This is a genomic window from Streptomyces sp. NBC_00203, from assembly GCF_045206325.1.
GTDB classification, from domain to species: Bacteria; Actinomycetota; Actinomycetes; order Streptomycetales; family Streptomycetaceae; genus Streptomyces; species Streptomyces lutosisoli.
The window spans coordinates 8,376,371-8,394,513 of record NZ_CP108126.1; the positions used below are offsets into that span (position 1 = coordinate 8,376,371).

Consider the following 18,143-nt stretch of genomic DNA (forward strand, 5'->3'; position numbering starts at 1 on the left):
TCAGCCTCCCTGCGAGATCACGCGCCGGGCGGCGCGCCGCCACAGCAGTCGGGTGAACAGGGCGAGCGCCACCACCCAGGCGGCCTGCACGGCGAGCTCCGGGCCCGCGTCGGACAGCGGGATCCGGCCCACGTACAGCGAGAGCGGCACACTGAGCGTCGCCTGGAACGGCAGGAAGCGGCTGAGCGTGATGAACCAGTCGGGGAAGAACCACAGGGGCGCGTACACCCCTGACAGCAGGTTCTGCGCGAAGATCAGGATCATGATCGCGACGTCGTTGCGGAGCGTCCAGAAGCACAGCTGGTCGATGACGAGCATGATGTAGTAGAGGACCCACTGGCCGAGCAGCACGCTCAGCGCGAACACCCCCGCCACGGCGGCCGACTCGGGGGGTTGCACGACTCCGGCGGCCAGACAGATCGCGTATCCGGTCAACGCCCAGGCGAATCCGTACAGTTGCTCGCCGAGCGCGCGCAGCGCGTAGTAGCGCTGGGGTGGCAGCGGGCGCAGATACCAGTACACGATCGTGCCGAAGTGCATGTGCTGCTGGACGGTGTCCCGTCCCGAGTACTGGTCCAACTCCCGTATTCGGATGGCCAGTACGGCGAGAACGGCATAGGTGACCGCCTGGTCGCGGCTCATCCCGGCCGTGCTGCCGGTCGACGCGTACAGGCCGCGCCACAGCGACGCCACCAGCACGACCTGCACGGTGAGCCGGAGCAGCGCGGCGGTCATCCGGGGCGGGGTGTGCAACTCGCCCAGCGGAGTGACCCGCGCGGTCCGCCAGCCCCGGGGAAGGGTGATGCTCATGCTGCCTCCGCCTGGACGTAGGCCGCCCGCATCACGTCCTCCAGGTCGGCCTCGTCCACGGCGACATCGGAAACCTCGTACCGCTCGATGACCTGCTTCAACGCCTGGTGGACGGTGGGCGCGGTCGCCCCGTCCGGCCCGAACACGACCCGCGCTCCCTCACGCCGCAGCACGACGATCCCGGGCAACGGCTCGACGGGCGCGTGCGGATCGGCGAGGGTGGCCCGCACCTGCCAGGTCGAGCCGAACTTCCGGCGGATCTCGTCGAGCGTGCCGTCCAGGACGAGCCGCCCGTGGTTGATGAGCACGACCCGCTCGGCGAGCCGCTCGACCTCCGTCATGTCGTGCGTGGTCAGCAGCACCGTCCGGCCGCGCTCCTCCACCTGGTGCTTGAGGAAGCCGCGCACCTGCTCCTTGACCACCACGTCCATGCCGATGGTGGGCTCGTCGAGGAACACCACGGGCGGGTCGTGCAGCAGCGACGCCGCGAGATCGCAGCGCACCCGCTGGCCCAGGGAGAGGTGCCGTACGCGGGTGTCCCAGAAGACGGAGAGTTCGAGCAGCTCGTCGAACTCCCCGAGCCGGACGCGATGTTCGCTCTCCGGCACCCCGTAGATGTCGCGGAGGATCGCGAACGACTCGCGCACCGGGAGGTCCCACCACAGCTGGGTGCGCTGCCCGAACACCGCACCGATGTTGCGCGCGTTGCGCTCGCGCTCCTCGTACGGGACCACTCCCGCGACGCGTGCCTCGCCGGACGTCGGGGTGAGGATGCCGGTGAGCATCTTGATGGTGGTGGACTTGCCCGCGCCGTTCGGGCCGAGCAGTGCCAGCAACTCGCCGGGCGCGACATCGAAGCTGACGTCGGCGACGGCCTCCTTCGCGACGCGCTCGGGCTTGACGAGGGACTGGAGGGCACCGGTGAACCCGGGGCGGCGGACGGTGGTGTGAAAGGTGCGGGAGAGGCCGCGGACCTGGATGCTGCCGTTCACGGTGTTGTCGCGGTTCACAGCATTCATGTCGTTAACCCCTTTGCACCGTGCACCTTGTACGTGCGATTCACGCTGTTCACCCGGTTCGGGGCGAATGCGAGGCGGGACGCGAGCGCGGCCGGACGGCTGAAGAGCCGTCCGGCCGCGGGGCGTAGGTGAGGATCAGTCATGGATCTCCGAGAAGACGAACGAGAACTCCGCGGGAGCGGCTCGCAGTTGGTACTGGGGCAGCGCACCGGGGCCGCACGACTGCGAACCGATGCCTTGCTGGCCGTGGTCGAGGTTGACCCAGACCGTGTTGCCCGGCGCCAGATCCGTCAGATGCTCGGCGGTGTCGAGCTGTTCGGTCGTCCAGCGGCGCGCGGTGAACCAGAAGCATGGATCACCCTCGACACGCAGTCCACCGATTTCCGCCCAGCGGACGTCCGCCCGCGCGCCGTTCTCCTGGGGGCGGACGTAGGGCGTCTGCAGCTCGTCGACCGTCGACTCCCAACGCCCCACCATGGAAGCGGACTTGGTGTCCGGATACCCCTCGCCGGGGCCGCCGCCGAACCACTTCACCCGGTCCGCCGAGCCGGCGAGCCCCAGTCGGATCCCGAGCCGTGGCAACGGCAGCGTCCAGTCGCCCTCGGGTGACACGGACACCGTCAGCCGCAGCCGCGTCCCGTCGGACGTCCACCGGTACACCGTGCGCAGGCCCACCTCCCAGGCGGCGGGCGCCACCCGGGTACGTACGGTCAAGGCGTCGTCGCCCAGCTCCACCGCGTCGAGCCGGTGCCGCATCCGGTGCAGGCCCAGCTTGCGCCAGAGCAGGCCGTAGCGGGCGTCCGGCTGCCAGGGCGCGCCGTTGTCGTTGTCGGTCGGCGCCCGCCACACATCCAGGCGGAGTCCGGTGACGTCGATGCCGCCGATCGTCCTCAGCGCACCGGTGCGGGCGTCGAAGGCGGCCGGGCCGAGCGTGATGACCTGCTCGCCGGGCACGGGACCGTCGGACCGGGCGACCTGTGTCAACACACTGTCATTCAGGGGAAGTTGGGCCCAGGCGACCTGATGGCCCCGCGGGCCCCACGGGGTGTCGGCCGCCAGTACGGCCCGTACCGTCCACTGCGCCTCGGCCCCCTGCCCGTCCACGGGCGGCGCCGGCAGCTTCACCTCCGCGGACTCGCCCGGGGCGAGCGCGGGTACCGACAGGGCGCCCGTCTCGACCGTCTCGCCGTCGACCTGGTACGACCACTCGAAGGCGAGCGCGGAGAGGTCGGCGAAGTCGTGGGCGTTCCTGACCCGCACGGTTCCGGCCGGCCCGTCGCCGTCGATGCGGACCGGCTCGATCACCTTCTTGTACTCGACGAGCCCCGGCGACGGCGTCCGGTCCGGGAAGACCAGTCCGTCGCAGACGAAGTTCCCGTCGTGCAGCTCCTCGCCGAAGTCGCCGCCGTACGCGAAGGTGTACCGATCGTCCTTGATGCCGTGGTCGATCCACTCCCAGATGAAGCCGCCCTGGACGCGGTCGTACGACTCGAAGAGATGCTGGTAGTCGGCGATGCCGCCCGGGCCGTTGCCCATGGCGTGCCCGAACTCGCAGAGGATGAAGGGGAGTTCGCGCCGCTTCAGCCCCCCGCCGTCCAGGCCCCGGCCGATGCGCTCGACCTCGGCGTGGTCGGCGTACATCCGTGAATACATGTCCGTGTCACGGCAGTCGATGTCACCCTCGTAGTGGATGAGCCGCGAGGTGTCCCGGCCGCGGATCCACTCGGCCATGGCGGTGAGCCCGCGCCCGGTGCCGGCCTCGTTGCCGAGCGACCAGATCACGACGGACGGGTGGTTCTTGTCGCGCTCGACCATACGGGCGGCGCGGTCGAGCAGCGCCGGGGTCCAGCGGTCGTCGTCAACGGGGTTGTCGCGCCAGGCCTGTTCGGTGAAGCCGTGGGTCTCCAGGTCGCACTCGTCGATGACCCACAGACCGTACTCGTCGCACAGGTCGAGGAACGCGGGGTGCGGTGGGTAGTGCGAGGTGCGGACGGCGTTGATGTTGTGCCGCTTCATCAGCAGCACGTCCTCGCGCATGGTCTCCAGGTCGAGGGCGCGGCCCTTCTCCGGGTGCCATTCATGCCGGTTGACGCCCTTGAAGAGGATCGCCCTGCCGTTGACCTTGATCAGACCGTCCTCGAGCGCGACCGTGCGGAAGCCGATGCGCAGCGGGACGCGTTCGCCCTCCGTGACCAGTTCGCCGTCGTACAGACGGGGCGTCTCGGCCGTCCAGGGCAGCACCGGCACGGTCACCGGCTCGCCGGTCGCGACATCGATGTCCAGGGCGGGCACGAGGACCCGCCCGTCGATGTCGGAGTCGACGCGCAGCGTGCCCTCACCGGCGAGGTGGTCGTAGGAGGCATGCACGAAGAAGTCGAGCGCGCTGCCCGCCGGACGGTGCAGCAGCGTGACGTCCCGGAAGATGCCGGGCAGCCACCACTGGTCCTGGTCCTCCAGGTACGAGCCCGCCGACCACTGGTGCACCCGGACCGCCAGCACATTGCCGGACGGCTTCAGCAGGTGGCCCACCGCGAACTCGTGCGGCAGCCGGGAACCCTTGAACTCGCCGATGTCCGTGCCGTTCAGCCAGACCCGGGCGCAGGACTCGACACCGTCGAAACGCAGTACCGCACCGCCGTCCGAGGGCCACTCGGACGGCAGGTCGAAGGTGCGCACATGGTCACCCGTCGGGTTCTCGGTCGGCACGCGCGGCGGGTCGACCGGGAAGGGGTAGAGGTGGTTGGTGTAGATCGGTGAGCCATGTCCCTGGAGGACCCAGTGGCCGGGGACGGAGACCTCCGCCCAGTCCCCGGCGTCGTACCCCTCCGCGGCGAAGGAGTCGTCCTCGGCGTCGACGGTCGCCGAGAGACGGAAGCGCCAACTGCCGTTCAATGACAAGGACGTGGCATCCGAGGACGCGTACCAGGCGCGCGGCGGCAGTGCACCGCTGCCCGGCGAGACGTCCTCGACATAGTCAGTGGCGGTGGTGCGGAAAGACATCGGTCTCCAGGTCCTCGGAAGAAGGTGTCAGCCCTTGATGCCGGTCTGCGCGATCCCCTGCACCAGCCAGCGCTGGAGGAAGAGGAACACGAACAGCAGGGGCAGGATGGAAATGGCGGTGGCCATGAAGATCAGGTGGTAGTTCACCGTCTGGTTGGTCATGTACGAGGAGAGCGCGACCTGCACGGTCCAGGCGCTGGGATCCTGGCCGATGACCAGCGGCCACAGGAAGGAGTTCCAGCCGTTGATGAACGTGATGGTGGCGATCGCCGCGAAGAAGTTCAGCGAGTTGGGCACGACGACACGCCAGTACGCGCCCCAGTAGCCGAGCCCGTCCACGCGCGCCGCCTCCTCCAGCTCCTTGGGGAACCCCAGGAAGTACTGCCGGAAGAGGAAGCAGGTGAAACCACTGAACAGGCCCGGAATGATGAGACCGCGGTAACTGTCGACCCAGCCCAGCGACGAGACCAGCACGAAGCTCGGGACGAAGGTGACGGCGGTCGGCACCATCAGGGTGAACAGGACGGCGTAGAAGATCTTGTTGGCGTGCCGGTAGGGGATGCGGGCCAGGCCGTAGCCGGCCAGCGAGCACACCAGCAGGGTGCCGAGGGTGTGCAGCACGCCCACGATCATCGAGTTCACCATCGACTGGCCGAAGTCGACCGTGGTGTCGTGGAACGGCTCGGTGATGTTCTTCCACTGGATGTCCGTGGGGAAGAACTTCCAGTTCTCGCCGGTGATGTCGGGGTCGGTGGAGAGGGAGTTGCGGATCAGCAGGTAGAACGGGATCAGGAAGAGGAGGGTCGCGACGCCGGTGGCGATGTACAGGCCGGTGGAGCCCATGACGCCGCCGCGCTTCGCGCGCAGCGGCCCCTGCGTCGGCCGCTCGCTCTTCCTCACCTCGGGTACGGTCGTGGTCACTTCGACTCGTCCCCCTTTCCGAAGCCCATGATCTTGCCCTGGAACAGGGTCACGATGACGATCAGCATGGTCAGCATGACCGCGCCCGCGCTGCCCGCGCCGTAGTCCTGGTTCTGGCCGAGAGCCATGTAGTACAGCTCGACGAGCGGTGGGCGGCCCCAGGTCGTCTTCGCCAGGAGGTTGAAGAACTCGTCGAAGGCCTGGTACGCGGCCACGAGCAGCAGCAGGATCACGGCCGTCGAGGTGGCCCGCAGCTGCGGCAGCGTGATGTGGCGGAAGGTCTGCCAGCCCGGCTTGGCACCGTCGATCGCGGCGGCCTCGTAGAGCTCCTGCGGGATGTTCTGGAGCGCGGCCAGGAACAGGATCATGTAGAACCCGGACTGCAGCCACAGGCGGGCGCTGACGATGACCAGCCAGTACCACGGCGGGTCGGGGTTGGCGAGCCAGGCGACGTTCTCCACGCCGAACCAGCCGATGACGGTGTTCGCCAGACCGAAGCGGACGCCGTTGAAGATGGACATCTTCCATATCAGCGAGGCGGCGACATAGCTGCACGCGGTCGGCAGGAAGAACACCGAGCGGAAGAACGCCCGCATGAACCGCAGTCGGTTCACCAGCATCGCAAGACCCAGCGAGAGCGCCCAGGTGGTCGGCACGATGAACGCGGCGAAGACGGTGAAGGTGAGGAGCGCACCGGTGAAGTTGCCGTTGTCCAGCATGAACCGGTAGTTGTCGAAACCGATGAACTTGCTCGGCGTGACGGTGAAGCGCGCCTCGAAGAAGCTGAGCCAGATGCTCCAGCCGATGGGAACGTAGACGAAGATCACCAGACCGATGAGGAACGGGCCGGTGAAGAGCCAGAAGTTGAAGGTGGGGCTGCCCCGCAGACCCCGCCGCGGCCGGGCCTTGGAGGCCTTGGCAGGGGCGGGGCGCGCGAGGTCGAGCTTGGTGGTCGTCGACATGTCGTGATCCGTCCGGTGGCCTATCCGAAGAGCTTCTTGAGCTCGGCGCTGACCGTCTTCTCGGCCTTGTCGAGCGCGGCCTTCGGGTCACCGTTCTTGCGCACGGTGTCGGCGAAGACGTTCTCCGTGGCGGTGATCATGGCCTGGGTCCAGCCGATGTTGTCGAAGTGGCCGTAGTCGGTGAAGAGCTTGACGCCCTCAGCGGGCAGACCGGACTTGAGCTTGGTGGCGGACGCGGCGATCGAGGTGCGCGGCGGGATGTGGAAGCCGTACGAGGTCGCCCAGTCCTCCTGGTACTTCTTCTGCTCGATCCACAGCCACTTCACGTACTCCTTGGCCGCGTCGACGTTCTTGCCCTTGGCGTTGACGAACATCGACCAGCCGCCGTTGTAGACCGAGGGCTTGCCGGCGTCGTTGACCTTCGGGAAGGGGAAGATGCCGAGGTCGTCGCCGAGCGCCTTCTGCATCACGGGCATGGCCCACATGCCGCAGAACTGGATGGCACACAGGCCCTGGTCGAGCGCGGACGGGTCCCAGTAGTCGGCCGGGGCGTCCAGGAGGAGGTCGCCGCTGGTGAACAGCTTGCGCAGCTTCTTCAGACCCTCGGCGACGCCGTCCGTGTTGAAGGCGGGCTGGTTCTGGGCGTCGAGGGTGTCGGCGCCGGCCGACCAGATCAGCGGGTTGATCACCGCGTGCAGGTCGTTGCCGAGGAAGGCGCCCTTGACCTTGCTGGTGGTGAGCTTGGCAGCGGCCTCGATGAGCTCGTCGAGGGTCTGCGGCACCGCGACGTTCGCCTTCTCCAGCATCGACTTGCGGTAGAAGAAGAACTGCGGGTCGTCGATCATCCGGACGCCGTATATCTTGCCGTCGACCGTGTGGGACTGGATGTCGGCCTGGTTGAAGTCGTCCTTGACCGGCTCGATGATGTCGGTCAGATCCGCCACCTGGCCGCTCTTGACGAGCTGGATCTGCGGGTGGAACTCGAACAGGTCGGGCGCGTTCTTGGTGAGCAGTGTCGCGAACAGCTTGCTCTCGAAGTCCGATCCGGTGATCCACTGCGTGGACACGTTCGCCTTGTCGTAGGCCTTCGCGTATCGCTTGATGGCCTGCTCGGTGCCGGCCTCGCCGTACGCGTGGAAGAACTGGGTCAGGTTCGTGCCCGAACCGCTGCCCCCACCACGGCCGTTGTTGCCGCCGCAAGCGGCCAGCGGCCCCAGTGCGGCCAGGCCCGCGGCGGCCCGCAGTACGGATCGGCGGTCCCAGTTGCTGCTGCTCATTGCCGACATGCTGACGTCCTTGTCTCGAGTACGGCTACGGCTCAGTTGTTCCTGCGCCAAGTGGCTCAAATGGCGTTGCGGTGCGGGACGTTAACCTTCGGCTAAGGCTTCGGCAAGGGGTTGGACGAAGTCTGTTCGAAGTGTTGTGGAGAGTTCGGGATACCGGACATGCCGGGCTGCGGGCCGCCGCACCAGCGGCCCGCAACCCTCAACTCTCGTCAGCTCACTACTGCTTGGACCAGACCTCGTTCGTCCCGCCGGTGCAGCTGTAGAGGATCACCTTGCTTCCGTCGGCGGTCCCCTGACCGCTGACGTCCAGACACTTCCCTGATGCCTCGCTGACGATCTGTCCATTGGCGTTGAACTGCCACCGCTGGTCCGGACTGTCGGCGCAGGCGGCGGCCACCAGTCCTGAACTACCGGCCGTCAGACAGCCGTTGGCGCCCCGCACGGTGCCGTTGGCGTCGTACGTCCAGTCCTGGGCCTCGGTGCCCGTGCAGGTGTTGATCGAGGCACCGGAGGCGTCCGCGGTCAGGCACTTGCCCGACTGCTTGCCCTGCCAGGCGCCGGTCACGGCCGTGCTGTCATGACCCTTCTGGTCGAAGACGTACGTCGTGATGGAGCGCGCGGCGAGCGTCGCCGAGACCTCGCCGTCCTTGCCCACCGACGGCCCCGCGACGTTCGCCCAGTCCTCGGTGGCGGACGTCCGCACGGCCTGGGCCACGCGGCCCGGCGTCTTGCTGTTGAAGTGCAGGTTCAGCGCCGTGTCGGTGGTGTTGTGGTTGTTGACCACGACGACCCACTTGCCCTTGCGGTCGTACGAGGTGACGTCGACGCCGCTCGGCGCGCCCGTCACGTTGTGCGCGACCGCGCCCGGCTTCACGAACTTGCTGTACTGGCCGAGCGCGTAATAGCGCTTGGTGAAGTAGAGCGTCTGGTTGCCGTTGGTGGCGTAGTTCGGGTCGTAGTAGATCAGGCCGTCGTTCCAGCCGTCGTCGTTCTTCGCGTACGGGTCGCTGCCGATCATCTCGGAGAGCGCGACCCACCACTGGAACGCCGAGTCGTGCGCGGTCGCGAAGTCCTTGTAGATGATGCTCGACAGGTTCAGGCCGCCGTCGATGGTCGGGTCGTACTCCTGCGCCCAGCCCGTGCCGCCCTTGCCGAAGCAGCAGATCTCGGTGGACCAGGACTGCTTGCCGACCGACTTCGACGTCTCGTAGATCTTCGCCCGCTGGTCGTCACCGGGGTTGTTGTACGTGTGATGGGCGAGCCTCGACACGTACTGGGCGGTGTTCGGCTGCGAAATCCACTGCGGGACCTCGGTGTTGAAGCTGACCGTGCTGCTGGACTCGTCGGCGATGATGCCGGTCTTCTGATGCCGTGCCTGCTGCTCGGCGCCCAACGCCCGCACGATGTCGTCGCGTTGGTCGACCGGCACCAGCATGCCCTCCTGGCCGCAGCTGTCGAAGCTGTTGTTCGGCTCGTTGAAGGGGCTGATGTAGTCGAACTTCGCACCCTGCTTGGCGAAGTGATCGGTCACGTCGGCGACGTACTTCGCGAAGTCGGCCGTGTTCTCCGCCTTCAAGTACCCGCCGCAGCTCTGGGAGTTGGTCTTCCAGGCGGCGGGCGCGCTGTTGACGAAGGCGACCAGGTCCTCGACGCCGTACTGCGCCGCGTACTTCAGGAACGTACGGCCGCCCTTGTCCTTGCTCCAGTCGTACGTTCCGTCGGCGTTGAGGAAGTCCTCGGGGGCGCGGGACGGGGTGGTGACCGCGGTGCCGCCACCGCCGATGTTGTAGCGGTAGTTGCTGAGGTCCAGGCCCTTGGAGGAGAACAGCAGCTTCGCGACCCGGGCCTGGACCTTGGGGTCGAAGTTCTTGAGGTCGTTGACCCACCAGGCGCCGGACGCACCGATGTTGTCGATGGTCTGGGCGGCGTGCGGGGAGACCTCGGCGGCCGCGGGGTCGGCGGCTGATGCGGGCGGGGCGGATATTAAGGTCCCGGTGACAGCCAGCGCGGCTGCGGCTGTCGCGAGAACCGATCTGTTGGTGCGCGTCAACGTGCATCCCTTCCGTCGTCATGAAGGTGGTGCGGTACGGCTCCTTGCTGGGGTGGTGCGCTTCGGGGGCCTCTGGCCGACCGACTGGAGCGCCCCTTCCAGGGCGAACGTCGCGGCTCCGAGACAGACCGGATCGGTCGGGATGGGGGAGAGGACGATCTCGGTGGCGGCGTACGGCCGCTTCAGCGCGTGCCGGGCGACGGCCTCGCGCACCTCGTTCAGCAGCGGCTCGCCGAGCGTGGCCGCGACCCAGCTGCTGAGCACGACCACCTCCGGATTGAGGAGGTTCACCAGGTCGGAGATCCCGGCACCGAGGTAACGGGCGGTGTCGCGCACGACCTTGAGCGCCACGGGATCCTGCGCGGTGACGCCCTGGGCGAGCGCGTTGATAGTGGCGGTCTGGTCCTCCGGGTGCAGCAGTGTGCTCCCGGGGCTCAACTCCCGCAGATTCAGCATGATTCCGGGCGCGCCGACGTAGGTCTCCACACAGCCGTGGTTGCCGCAGTGGCACAGCCGCCCGTCCAGGACGAGGGTCGTGTGTCCCCACTCGCCGGCGCTGTTGCTGACGCCCCGGTGCAGCCCGCCGCCGAGCGCGAGGCCCGCGCCGACTCCCGTGCCCAGGTTGACCACCACGGCGTCGCCGCGTCCGCGGGCCGCGCCGAACCACAGCTCGGCGACCGCGCAGGCACGCAGCGGGTTGTCCAGGTACAGGGGGTAGGCGATGTGTTCGGAGAGCAGATCGAGGAGCGGCACGTCGTGCCAGTCCCAGTTGGGCGCGTACTCCGAGATCCCGGTGTCGCGGTCGACCTGCCCGGGGACGCTGACGCCCACGCCCAGGACGCGCGCGCCCTCGACGCCGGCCTGCGCGACCACCGAACCGAGGGCTGCCGCGACATGCCCGACGACCTGCTCCGGGCGGCTCTCACCGGGGCGCATGTCCTCGTCGGCACGGGCGAGCACGTTCAGCGCCAGGTCGAACAGCTCGACCCGTACGTATGTCTCCGCGATGTCGACGCCGATCAACGCGCCCCCCGACGCGTTGACGGCCACGAGTCCCCGCGGGCGGCCACCCGCGGAGTCCTCGAACCCGACCTCGGTCAGCATCCGGAGGTCGAGCAGCTCGCCGACGAGTGTGGCGACCGTGGCCAGGCTCAGCCCGGTGGCCGCCGCCAACTCCTGCCGGGAGGTGGGTGATTCGGCGATGATCTGGCGCAGCACCTCGTAACGGTTCGCGGTGCGGATGTCGCGTGATGTGCCGCGCTTCATCGGACTCCCCTCGGTCCCTCCGGGCCATGGCGAGGCCCTTCGGCCCCGGCGCGGCGCAAGGCTATGGCCTGTGAGGGACTTTCGACAAGGGGTTAGGAAAGGGGGTGGAGAAAGTCCCCCACGAAGGCGTTGGTGAACTTGCCCCCCGGGTCGAGGGAGTCGACCAGCGTCCTGAACTCGCCCCACCGCGGATAGCGCCCGCGCAGCACCGCCGGCGCCGTCGTGAACACCTTGCCCCAGTGCGGCCGGGGCTCGAACGGCTCCAGCGCCTCCTCGACCCGCCGCACCACCGGCAGTACGGTCGCCGTGTCCTCGACCCAGGTGAAGTGCAGCGCCACGGTGTCCCGGCCGTACGCCGGGCTCAGCCACTGGCGGTCGGCGGCCACGGTCCGCACTTCGCAGATCTGCAGCACCGGCGCGATCGTCTCCCGGATCGCGTCGAGAGCGTGCAGCGCGGCCAGGGCGTCCGAGCGCGGCAGCAGATACTCGGACTGGAGCTCGGCGCCGCTGCTCGGGGTGAACTCGGCGCGGAAATGCGGGAGCCGCTCGTGCCAGGGACCCGGGACGCCGAACTGCTCGGTGCAGTTCCGTGCGGGCATACCCGGCACCGGGTGCATCGCCTCGGTCGCGGGCGCGGCCCACGGAAAGTCCGGCAGCGGCTGGTCGGTGCGCCGCTTGAGCCACACCTGCCGGAAGCCCGGCCGCCCCCAGTCGGTGAACAGACTCACGCTGTACGCCGCCGCCGCGACCGTCTCGAAGTCCAGTCCGTCCAGCGGGAGTTCGGTGAAGACGTGCTGACTCACCTCGAAGTCCGGCTCCAGGTCGAGGGTGAGCGCGGTGACGACACCGAGCGCGCCCAGCGAGGTCACGGCACCGTCGAAACGCTCCTCGCCCCGGCCGATCCGCACGGTCGAGCCGTCCGACGTGACCACCTCGACCTCGCGCACGGCGGAACCGAGCGAGCCGTTCGTGACGCCCGAGCCGTGTGTGCCGGTCGCCACCGAGCCCGCCACCGAGATATGCGGGAGGGAGGCCATGTTGTGCAGCGCGAACCCGTGCTCGTGCACCGTGCGTGCGAGTTCGGCGTATCGGACGCCACCCGACACCCGTACCGTACGGGCCGTCGAGTCGACGTCCACGGCGGGTGGCAGCGCGCCCAGCGACAGCAGTACGCCGTCGGGGCCCGGCTCGGCGATCTCGTTGAACGAGTGACCGCTGCCCAGCACCCGCACGCGCGGGCTGTGCGCGACCAGCGTTCGGAGCGCCTGGAGCGTGTCGGGCCGGTGCAGTTCCTTGGTCGTGTACGTGATGTTGCCGGCCCAGTTGGTCAGGGTCTCTGTCATCCCTGTCGTCCCTCCCCGGGAAGTCGCCGTCCGTGGCCGGTGTGATGGCCACCCGGGGAAACTACCCCGCCGGTCCGGTGCGTTGACGGGTGCGTCCATTGACCCCCTCGTTCGGCCGCACCTACCGTAGAGACCGGTTGCTATATCTGACGTCACCGAGCCGGAAGGTCACCTCCTTGCCCGAGCGTCCACTGGCGATGTTCGCCATGACTGCCGAGAACGTGCCGCAGATCTTCCCTCCGGACGTACTGGCCCGGCTGCGCGAGCACGTAGAAATCGATCCCGCTCTGGTGGCGGAGAACTTCACCGACCCGAGGGTGCGCGAAGCCCTCGCCGGAACCGAGATCCTGATCACCGGCTGGGGCTGCCCGCCGCTCGACGAAGCCACCCTGGACGCGGCCCCGAAGCTGCGCGCCGTGCTGCACGCCGCCGGGTCCGTCAAGAGCTTCACCACGCCCGCGGTCTGGCAGCGCGGGCTGGTCGTGTCGTCGGCGGCCGGTGCGAACGCGCTGCCCGTCGCCGAGTACACGCTCGCCATGATCCTGCTCGCGGGCAAGGACCTCTTCGCGTACCGCGACCGGCTGCGCGCCGAACGCGCCTTCCCCTACGGGGATATCGTGCCCGGCATCGGCAACTTCGGGCGTCGTGTCGGGGTCGTCGGAGCGTCCCGGATCGGGCGCCGGCTGATCGAGCTGCTGCGCCCGTTCGATCTGCGGGTGAGTCTCGCCGATCCGTACGTCGACGAGGGCGGGGCTGCCGCGCTGGGTGTTCCTCTGCTGCCGCTGGACGAGTTGCTGAGCGGCAGTGACATCGTTACCGTCCACGCGCCGCAGACGGCTGAGACCCGGCACATGATCGGGCGCCGTGAGCTTGCGCTGATGCCGTCGGGGGCTGTGCTGATCAACACCTCGCGGGGGGCGCTGGTCGATCATGACGCGCTGGCCGAGGAGCTGAGGGGTGGGCGGATCAGCGCGATTCTCGATGTGACGGATCCTGAGCCGTTGCCTGCCGATTCCTTGCTCTACGAGCTGCCGAACGCGTTCATTACTCCGCATCTGGCGGGGTCGCAGGGGAATGAGGTGGCTCGGCTGGGGCTGACGGTGGTGGAGGAGGCTGGGCGGCTGCTGGTGGGGCGGGAGTTGGCGTTTCGGGTGGATGGGGAGGGGTTGGAGCGGGCCGCGTAAGGGGGGTTTCTTCGCCCCCGCCGCCCCTACCCGTCCCATCCCCCAGGGGCTCCGCCCCTTCGACCCCGGGGGGTTGTTCGTCGGCTGCGGGCCGGTGGGGGCTTGTCGCGCAGTTCCCCGCGCCCCTTTCTGGGGGCTGCGCCCCCAGACCCCCGCTTGGCCTGAACGGCCTTGTCCTCAAACGCCGGACGGGCTGAGAAACGTTGCCGTGGTCGTCACGAAACTGGTGGCGTCGTCCAGCCAGGGGAAGTGGGCGGTGGCGGGCTGGACGGTCAGGGTGGCGTGGGGGAACAGGGCGGCGAGCTCGGTCATCGCGGGTGGGGGTGAGTTCAGGTCCAGTTCCCCGGCCAGCACGAGGACGGGTGAGGGGAAGTGGGCCAGTGCCGCGCGGGTCGTGGTCGGGGTGAAGGCGCCCTCGGTGCCATAGACGGCCGCGGCCTCGTCGTTTCGTTGGTCGGCCTCCGCCGCACGATGGGCCCGAGCCGTGTCGTCCCAGCGGGCGTACCAGAACGGGGCGATGGCCGGGAAGGAGTCGGCATCCGCCTTGCCGGCGACGATCGCTTCCAGGGCGGCGTACGCCGTCGGGAACCACGGCTCGTCGTGGCGGAGCCGTGCCGTCTCGCGCCGGACGTCCGCCGGGATGGTGATGCCGAGTGCCATGACGCTCGGTGTGATCAGCGCGAGCCTGCCTACGCGGTCCGGATGGCGCGCCGCGTACAGGGCGGCGAGGTTCGTGCCGCCGGAGTGCGCCAGCAGGTCCATCCGGTCGAGGCCCAGGTGCTCGCGCAGGGATTCCACGTCGTCGACGAGCCGGTCGCAGCGGTAGGAGGCGGGGTCCTCCGGTGTCGCCGACCGGCCCGTTCCCCGAAGGTCCAGCATGACCAACCGGCGGTGCGCGGAAAGGCCTCCGAGGTCCCCGAGGTAGCGGGAGTCCTGCATGGGGCCGCCGGGGAGGCAGACCAGGGGAGGGCCGTCGCCGAACACGTGATACGCCAGCTCGGTCCCGTCCGGCGCGGAGAAGGTAGGCATGGCCGCGACTCTGTCAGCGGTGCTGGGGCGGAGCAACCGGGTTCCCCGGCGACCGCCGCCAGGGTCCCCCGTTCGCCCTGCCGGCCCCGGCCCCGGTCCCGGTCCCGGTCCCGGCCCTGGCTCCGGCCCTGGCCCCGGCTCCGGCCTAGGACTCGGTCACCCAGTGCTCCACGGCTTCCACGAATTCCCGCGGTCGTTCCTCGTGCAGATAGTGCCCTGCCCCCTCGAAGACGGTCACCCGCGACCTCGGGTCGGTCAGTGTTCCGCGCTCGAACTCCGCCGCCCCGGGGGTCGCGTACACGCCCAGCACCGGGCACTCGCGCCGGGCGAGGTAGGTGACCGTGGCGGGCCGCAGCCCGAAGGCGTCCGGGTTCAGATACATCCCGTTCCTGCACTGGACGAGCACGTCCGTGTCCATCTCCGTCATCAACTGACGCTGCCGGTCGCGGAGTTCGTCGTACACCCCCGGCCGGAAGGCCCCCGTCACGAAGCGCGCCGCCCACTCCGGACCCTCCGCGCGCAGCTCCTCCTGCTCCGCGGGGATCCGCGCCGCCTCCGCCTCGTCCGCGCCGTACGCGGGATCGACGACCACCAGCCCCCGTACGAGTTCCGGGTGTTCGACCGCGAGTGCCGTCACCGCTTGCCCGCCCATGGAGTGCCCGACGGCCACCACCGGCCCGGTGTCCAGCCCCCGCAACACCTCCGCCAGATCGGCGGCGAAGTCCCGGGCGCCGTATCCCTCCACGGGCTTCGGTGAGCGACCGTGGCCGCGCAGATCGGGGACGATCACCCGGTGCCGCCAGTACGGGAGCGTGGGGTCCCAGTCGCCGCCGTTGCCGCCCCAGCCGTGGACGAGCAGGAGGGCGGGGGCCGTGCCGGGGCGGTCCGCGTGGTGGAGCGGTGTGGGTGTCGTCGTCACGGGAGTGACTCTAGGAAAGGGGGTAGCGGTATCATCGCGTGCTGCGGATTTCGTTGTTCTGATGGATTTGAGTGACTGATTTCGTTTATTTGTAGCCATTCAGCATTCGATATCGCTAGCGTCGACTCCATGACGTACGGACCCCTCCCCGAAACCGACCTCACCCGGCACCGCCGCCTCCGGGAACAGGGCAGCCTGGACCGCGCCGACCTGGACGCGATCCTCGACGCGGGATTCATCTGCCACCTCGGTGTGATCGTCGAGGGGCGGCCGATGGTGGTGCCCACGGTGTACGGGCGGGACGAGCGGCAGCTGTACGTGCACGGGTCGGTGGCCAGCCGGAGTCTCGCGGCCGGCGCTCCCGTGTGCGTCACCGTCACCCACGTGGACGGGCTCGTCCTGGCCCGCTCGGTGTTCGAGCACGGTGTGAACTACCGCAGCGCGATGATCCACGGCATACCCCGCAAGGTCACCGACCCGGACGAGAAGACCGACGGTCTGCGGCGGCTCACCGAGCACGCCACGCCCGGCCAGTGGGACTACGCGCGCAGGCCCAGCCGCAAGGAGCTGGCCGCGACGACCCTGCTCGCGCTGTCTCTCGAAGAGGCCTCGGTGAAGATCCGTACCGGCGCCCCGGACGACGGGGACGGGCCCGACGCCGCGCTGGGGCTGTGGGCGGGAACGCTGCCGCTGACCTCGACCTGGGGCGCGCCCGAGACGGACCCGCTGCTGTCGCCGGACCTCGTCCCTCCGGCGCACATCGCGCGACGCGAGGGGACCCGGCACGGCTGATGTCCGAGCGGGGGCATACCGTGAGGAGCCGAGCACAGCAGACGGAACAGGTCGGGAGCGAGGAGATCGGGATGGGCAGCCGCACGGCGCTGGTCGAGGATCTGATGGAGCGGTTCCCGCACGTGCCGAGGGAAGCGGTCTTCAAGGAGGACCTGCTCCGCGGAGGTGTCGCCTTCGACGCGTCCGCCCTCAGTGACAACGAGGGCGGCGAGGTCAAGCCGAAGTCCTACTTCATCTTCTCCTTCGACCACGGCACCCTTCCCGAGCTGGGCGAGGCCGCGCTGCGGCGCCCGCCCGAGGAGATCATCCTCACGGGCGGCCCGTACGACCTGCGGCGGACCGTGGTGTCCGTACGGGTCAATCCCGCCTCGCCGTACCGCGTCGCCGCCGACGAGGACGGCATGCTCGGGCTCTACCTCGACGGGAAGCGGATCTCCGACGTCGGGGTGCCGCCGATGCCCGAGTACTACCGGCACAAGCTTTCGAACGGGAAGTCCGTGATGGAGGTGGCGCCCACCATCCAGTGGGGGTACCTGATCTACCTCACCGTCTTCCGCGTCTGTCAGTACTTCGGCGCCAAGGAGGAGTGCCAGTACTGCGACATCAACCACAACTGGCGCCAGCACAAGGCGGCGGGCCGCCCGTACACCGGGGTGAAGGACGTCGAGGAAGTCCTCGAAGCGCTGGAGATCATCGACCGGTACGACACCGCCAAGGCGTCCACCGCGTACACCCTCACCGGCGGCGCGATCACCAAGACGGTCGCCGGGCGCGACGAGGCCGACTTCTACGGGCACTACGCCAAGGCCATCGAGGAGCGGTTCCCCGGGCGGTGGATCGGCAAGGTCGTCGCGCAGGCGCTGCCGCGTGACGACGTCCAGCGGTTCAAGGACTACGGGGTGCAGATCTACCACCCCAACTACGAGGTGTGGGACCGGCGGCTCTTCGAGCTGTACTGCCCCGGCAAGGAGCGCTACGTCGGCCGCGACGAGTGGCACAAGCGCATCCTCGACTCCGCCGAGATCTTCGGCGCGCGCAATGTCATCCCCAACTTCGTGGCGGGCGTGGAGATGGCCGAGCCCTTCGGCTTCACCACCGTCGACGAGGCGATCGCGTCGACGACCGAGGGGCTGCGCTTCTTCATGTCGCAGGGCATCACGCCCCGGTTCACCACGTGGTGCCCGGAGCCGACGACTCCGCTCGGCAAGGCCAACCCGCAGGGCGCGCCGCTGGAGTACCACATCCGCCTGCTGGAGGCGTACCGCAACACGATGGACGAGTTCGGTCTCGCCTCCCCGCCCGGATACGGGGAGCCCGGCCCGGGCCGCGCGGTCTTCTCCGTCAGCTCCTTCATGGACAGTCTTCCCGCGCAGGAGCCGTCCCAGGTGTAATCCCTGCCGCGCCGCCGGACGGAAGGGGCCCCTGTTCGCGGCGCACTGCGGTCACGGGGCCCCTGAAAGCCGACGGGAATCGATACGTTCCGGCTTTCCATCCGTACAACACTCGGGACGCCGAGAACTGGTTCGGTCCGCAAGGCCGGAACCAGTCCGGAGCAAGTCCGG

General features: G+C 68.9%; 14 protein-coding genes. 3 read left to right on the top strand and 11 right to left on the bottom strand.

The window, feature by feature from the left end; translation table 11 throughout:
* The 9 genes from OG975_RS37250 to OG975_RS37290 form a co-directional block, all read right to left on the bottom strand.
* Positions 1-810, bottom strand: coding sequence for an ABC transporter permease (locus OG975_RS37250; protein ID WP_406333847.1), 810 nt, complete (start codon positions 808-810; stop codon positions 1-3).
* Positions 807-1,802 carry an ATP-binding cassette domain-containing protein gene (locus OG975_RS37255; protein ID WP_406336639.1) on the bottom strand — a complete coding sequence of 332 codons (996 nt, stop codon included), beginning with the start codon at positions 1,800-1,802 and terminating at the stop codon, positions 807-809. Before OG975_RS37255 ends, OG975_RS37250 begins: the two co-directional genes overlap by 4 nt.
* A 162-nt stretch (positions 1,803-1,964) precedes the next feature.
* The gene (locus OG975_RS37260) at positions 1,965-4,829 is read right to left on the bottom strand and encodes a glycoside hydrolase family 2 TIM barrel-domain containing protein (protein WP_406333848.1); all 2,865 of its coding nucleotides are present in this window, start codon (positions 4,827-4,829) and stop codon (positions 1,965-1,967) included.
* 27 nt (positions 4,830-4,856) lie between these two features.
* The gene (locus OG975_RS37265) at positions 4,857-5,750 is read right to left on the bottom strand and encodes a carbohydrate ABC transporter permease (RefSeq protein WP_406333850.1); all 894 of its coding nucleotides are present in this window, start codon (positions 5,748-5,750) and stop codon (positions 4,857-4,859) included.
* Positions 5,747-6,712, bottom strand: coding sequence for a sugar ABC transporter permease (locus tag OG975_RS37270; protein ID WP_330308164.1), 966 nt, complete (start codon positions 6,710-6,712; stop codon positions 5,747-5,749). The genes OG975_RS37265 and OG975_RS37270 overlap by 4 nt, the downstream gene beginning before the upstream one ends.
* Before the next feature lie 20 nt (positions 6,713-6,732).
* Complete coding sequence (locus OG975_RS37275) at positions 6,733-7,998, bottom strand: ABC transporter substrate-binding protein (protein ID WP_406333851.1); 1,266 nt, start codon at positions 7,996-7,998, stop codon at positions 6,733-6,735.
* Positions 7,999-8,215: 217 nt separating this feature from the next.
* Positions 8,216-10,048, bottom strand: coding sequence for a glycoside hydrolase (locus OG975_RS37280; RefSeq protein WP_406333853.1), 1,833 nt, complete (start codon positions 10,046-10,048; stop codon positions 8,216-8,218).
* A gap of 18 nt (positions 10,049-10,066) precedes the next feature.
* Positions 10,067-11,314: an ROK family transcriptional regulator gene (locus OG975_RS37285; protein ID WP_330308167.1), complete on the bottom strand. Its 1,248-nt coding sequence runs from the start codon at positions 11,312-11,314 to the stop codon at positions 10,067-10,069.
* 92 nt (positions 11,315-11,406) lie between these two features.
* Positions 11,407-12,657, bottom strand: a complete 1,251-nt coding sequence (locus OG975_RS37290; RefSeq protein ID WP_406333854.1) for an FAD-binding protein — start codon at positions 12,655-12,657, stop codon at positions 11,407-11,409.
* A gap of 176 nt (positions 12,658-12,833) precedes the next feature.
* Here OG975_RS37290 and OG975_RS37295 point away from each other — a divergent pair, with 176 nt between their 5' ends.
* Complete coding sequence (locus OG975_RS37295; protein ID WP_406333855.1) at positions 12,834-13,841, top strand: hydroxyacid dehydrogenase; 1,008 nt, start codon at positions 12,834-12,836, stop codon at positions 13,839-13,841.
* Between the two features lie 177 nt (positions 13,842-14,018).
* Here the strand turns inward: OG975_RS37295 and OG975_RS37300 are convergent, their stop codons facing one another.
* Positions 14,019-14,870 carry an alpha/beta fold hydrolase gene (locus OG975_RS37300; protein ID WP_406333856.1) on the bottom strand — a complete coding sequence of 284 codons (852 nt, stop codon included), beginning with the start codon at positions 14,868-14,870 and terminating at the stop codon, positions 14,019-14,021.
* A 145-nt stretch (positions 14,871-15,015) separates the two neighbouring features.
* Positions 15,016-15,789: an alpha/beta fold hydrolase gene (locus OG975_RS37305; protein ID WP_406333858.1), complete on the bottom strand. Its 774-nt coding sequence runs from the start codon at positions 15,787-15,789 to the stop codon at positions 15,016-15,018.
* Between the two features lie 129 nt (positions 15,790-15,918).
* Here OG975_RS37305 and OG975_RS37310 point away from each other — a divergent pair, with 129 nt between their 5' ends.
* Together OG975_RS37310 and OG975_RS37315 are read left to right on the top strand one after the other, a co-directional pair.
* The gene (locus tag OG975_RS37310) at positions 15,919-16,581 is read left to right on the top strand and encodes a pyridoxamine 5'-phosphate oxidase family protein (RefSeq protein ID WP_406333859.1); all 663 of its coding nucleotides are present in this window, start codon (positions 15,919-15,921) and stop codon (positions 16,579-16,581) included.
* Positions 16,582-16,652: 71 nt separating this feature from the next.
* Complete coding sequence (locus tag OG975_RS37315) at positions 16,653-17,972, top strand: radical SAM protein (RefSeq protein WP_406333860.1); 1,320 nt, start codon at positions 16,653-16,655, stop codon at positions 17,970-17,972.
* The last annotated feature ends 171 nt before the right edge of the window (positions 17,973-18,143 follow it).

What these genes read in the sequence shown, in the direction of transcription:
- OG975_RS37275 (WP_406333851.1), bottom strand. Translation starts at nt 7,998, where the DNA reads ATGTCGGCAATGAGCAGCAGCAACTGGGACCGCCGATCCGTACTGCGG.
- OG975_RS37260 (WP_406333848.1), bottom strand. Translation starts at nt 4,829, where the DNA reads ATGTCTTTCCGCACCACCGCCACTGACTATGTCGAGGACGTCTCGCCG.
- OG975_RS37290 (WP_406333854.1), bottom strand. Translation starts at nt 12,657, where the DNA reads ATGACAGAGACCCTGACCAACTGGGCCGGCAACATCACGTACACGACC.
- OG975_RS37285 (WP_330308167.1), bottom strand. Translation starts at nt 11,314, where the DNA reads ATGAAGCGCGGCACATCACGCGACATCCGCACCGCGAACCGTTACGAG.
- OG975_RS37310 (WP_406333859.1), top strand. Translation starts at nt 15,919, where the DNA reads ATGACGTACGGACCCCTCCCCGAAACCGACCTCACCCGGCACCGCCGC.
- OG975_RS37315 (WP_406333860.1), top strand. Translation starts at nt 16,653, where the DNA reads ATGGGCAGCCGCACGGCGCTGGTCGAGGATCTGATGGAGCGGTTCCCG.
- OG975_RS37300 (WP_406333856.1), bottom strand. Translation starts at nt 14,870, where the DNA reads ATGCCTACCTTCTCCGCGCCGGACGGGACCGAGCTGGCGTATCACGTG.
- OG975_RS37270 (WP_330308164.1), bottom strand. Translation starts at nt 6,712, where the DNA reads ATGTCGACGACCACCAAGCTCGACCTCGCGCGCCCCGCCCCTGCCAAG.
- OG975_RS37250 (WP_406333847.1), bottom strand. Translation starts at nt 810, where the DNA reads ATGAGCATCACCCTTCCCCGGGGCTGGCGGACCGCGCGGGTCACTCCG.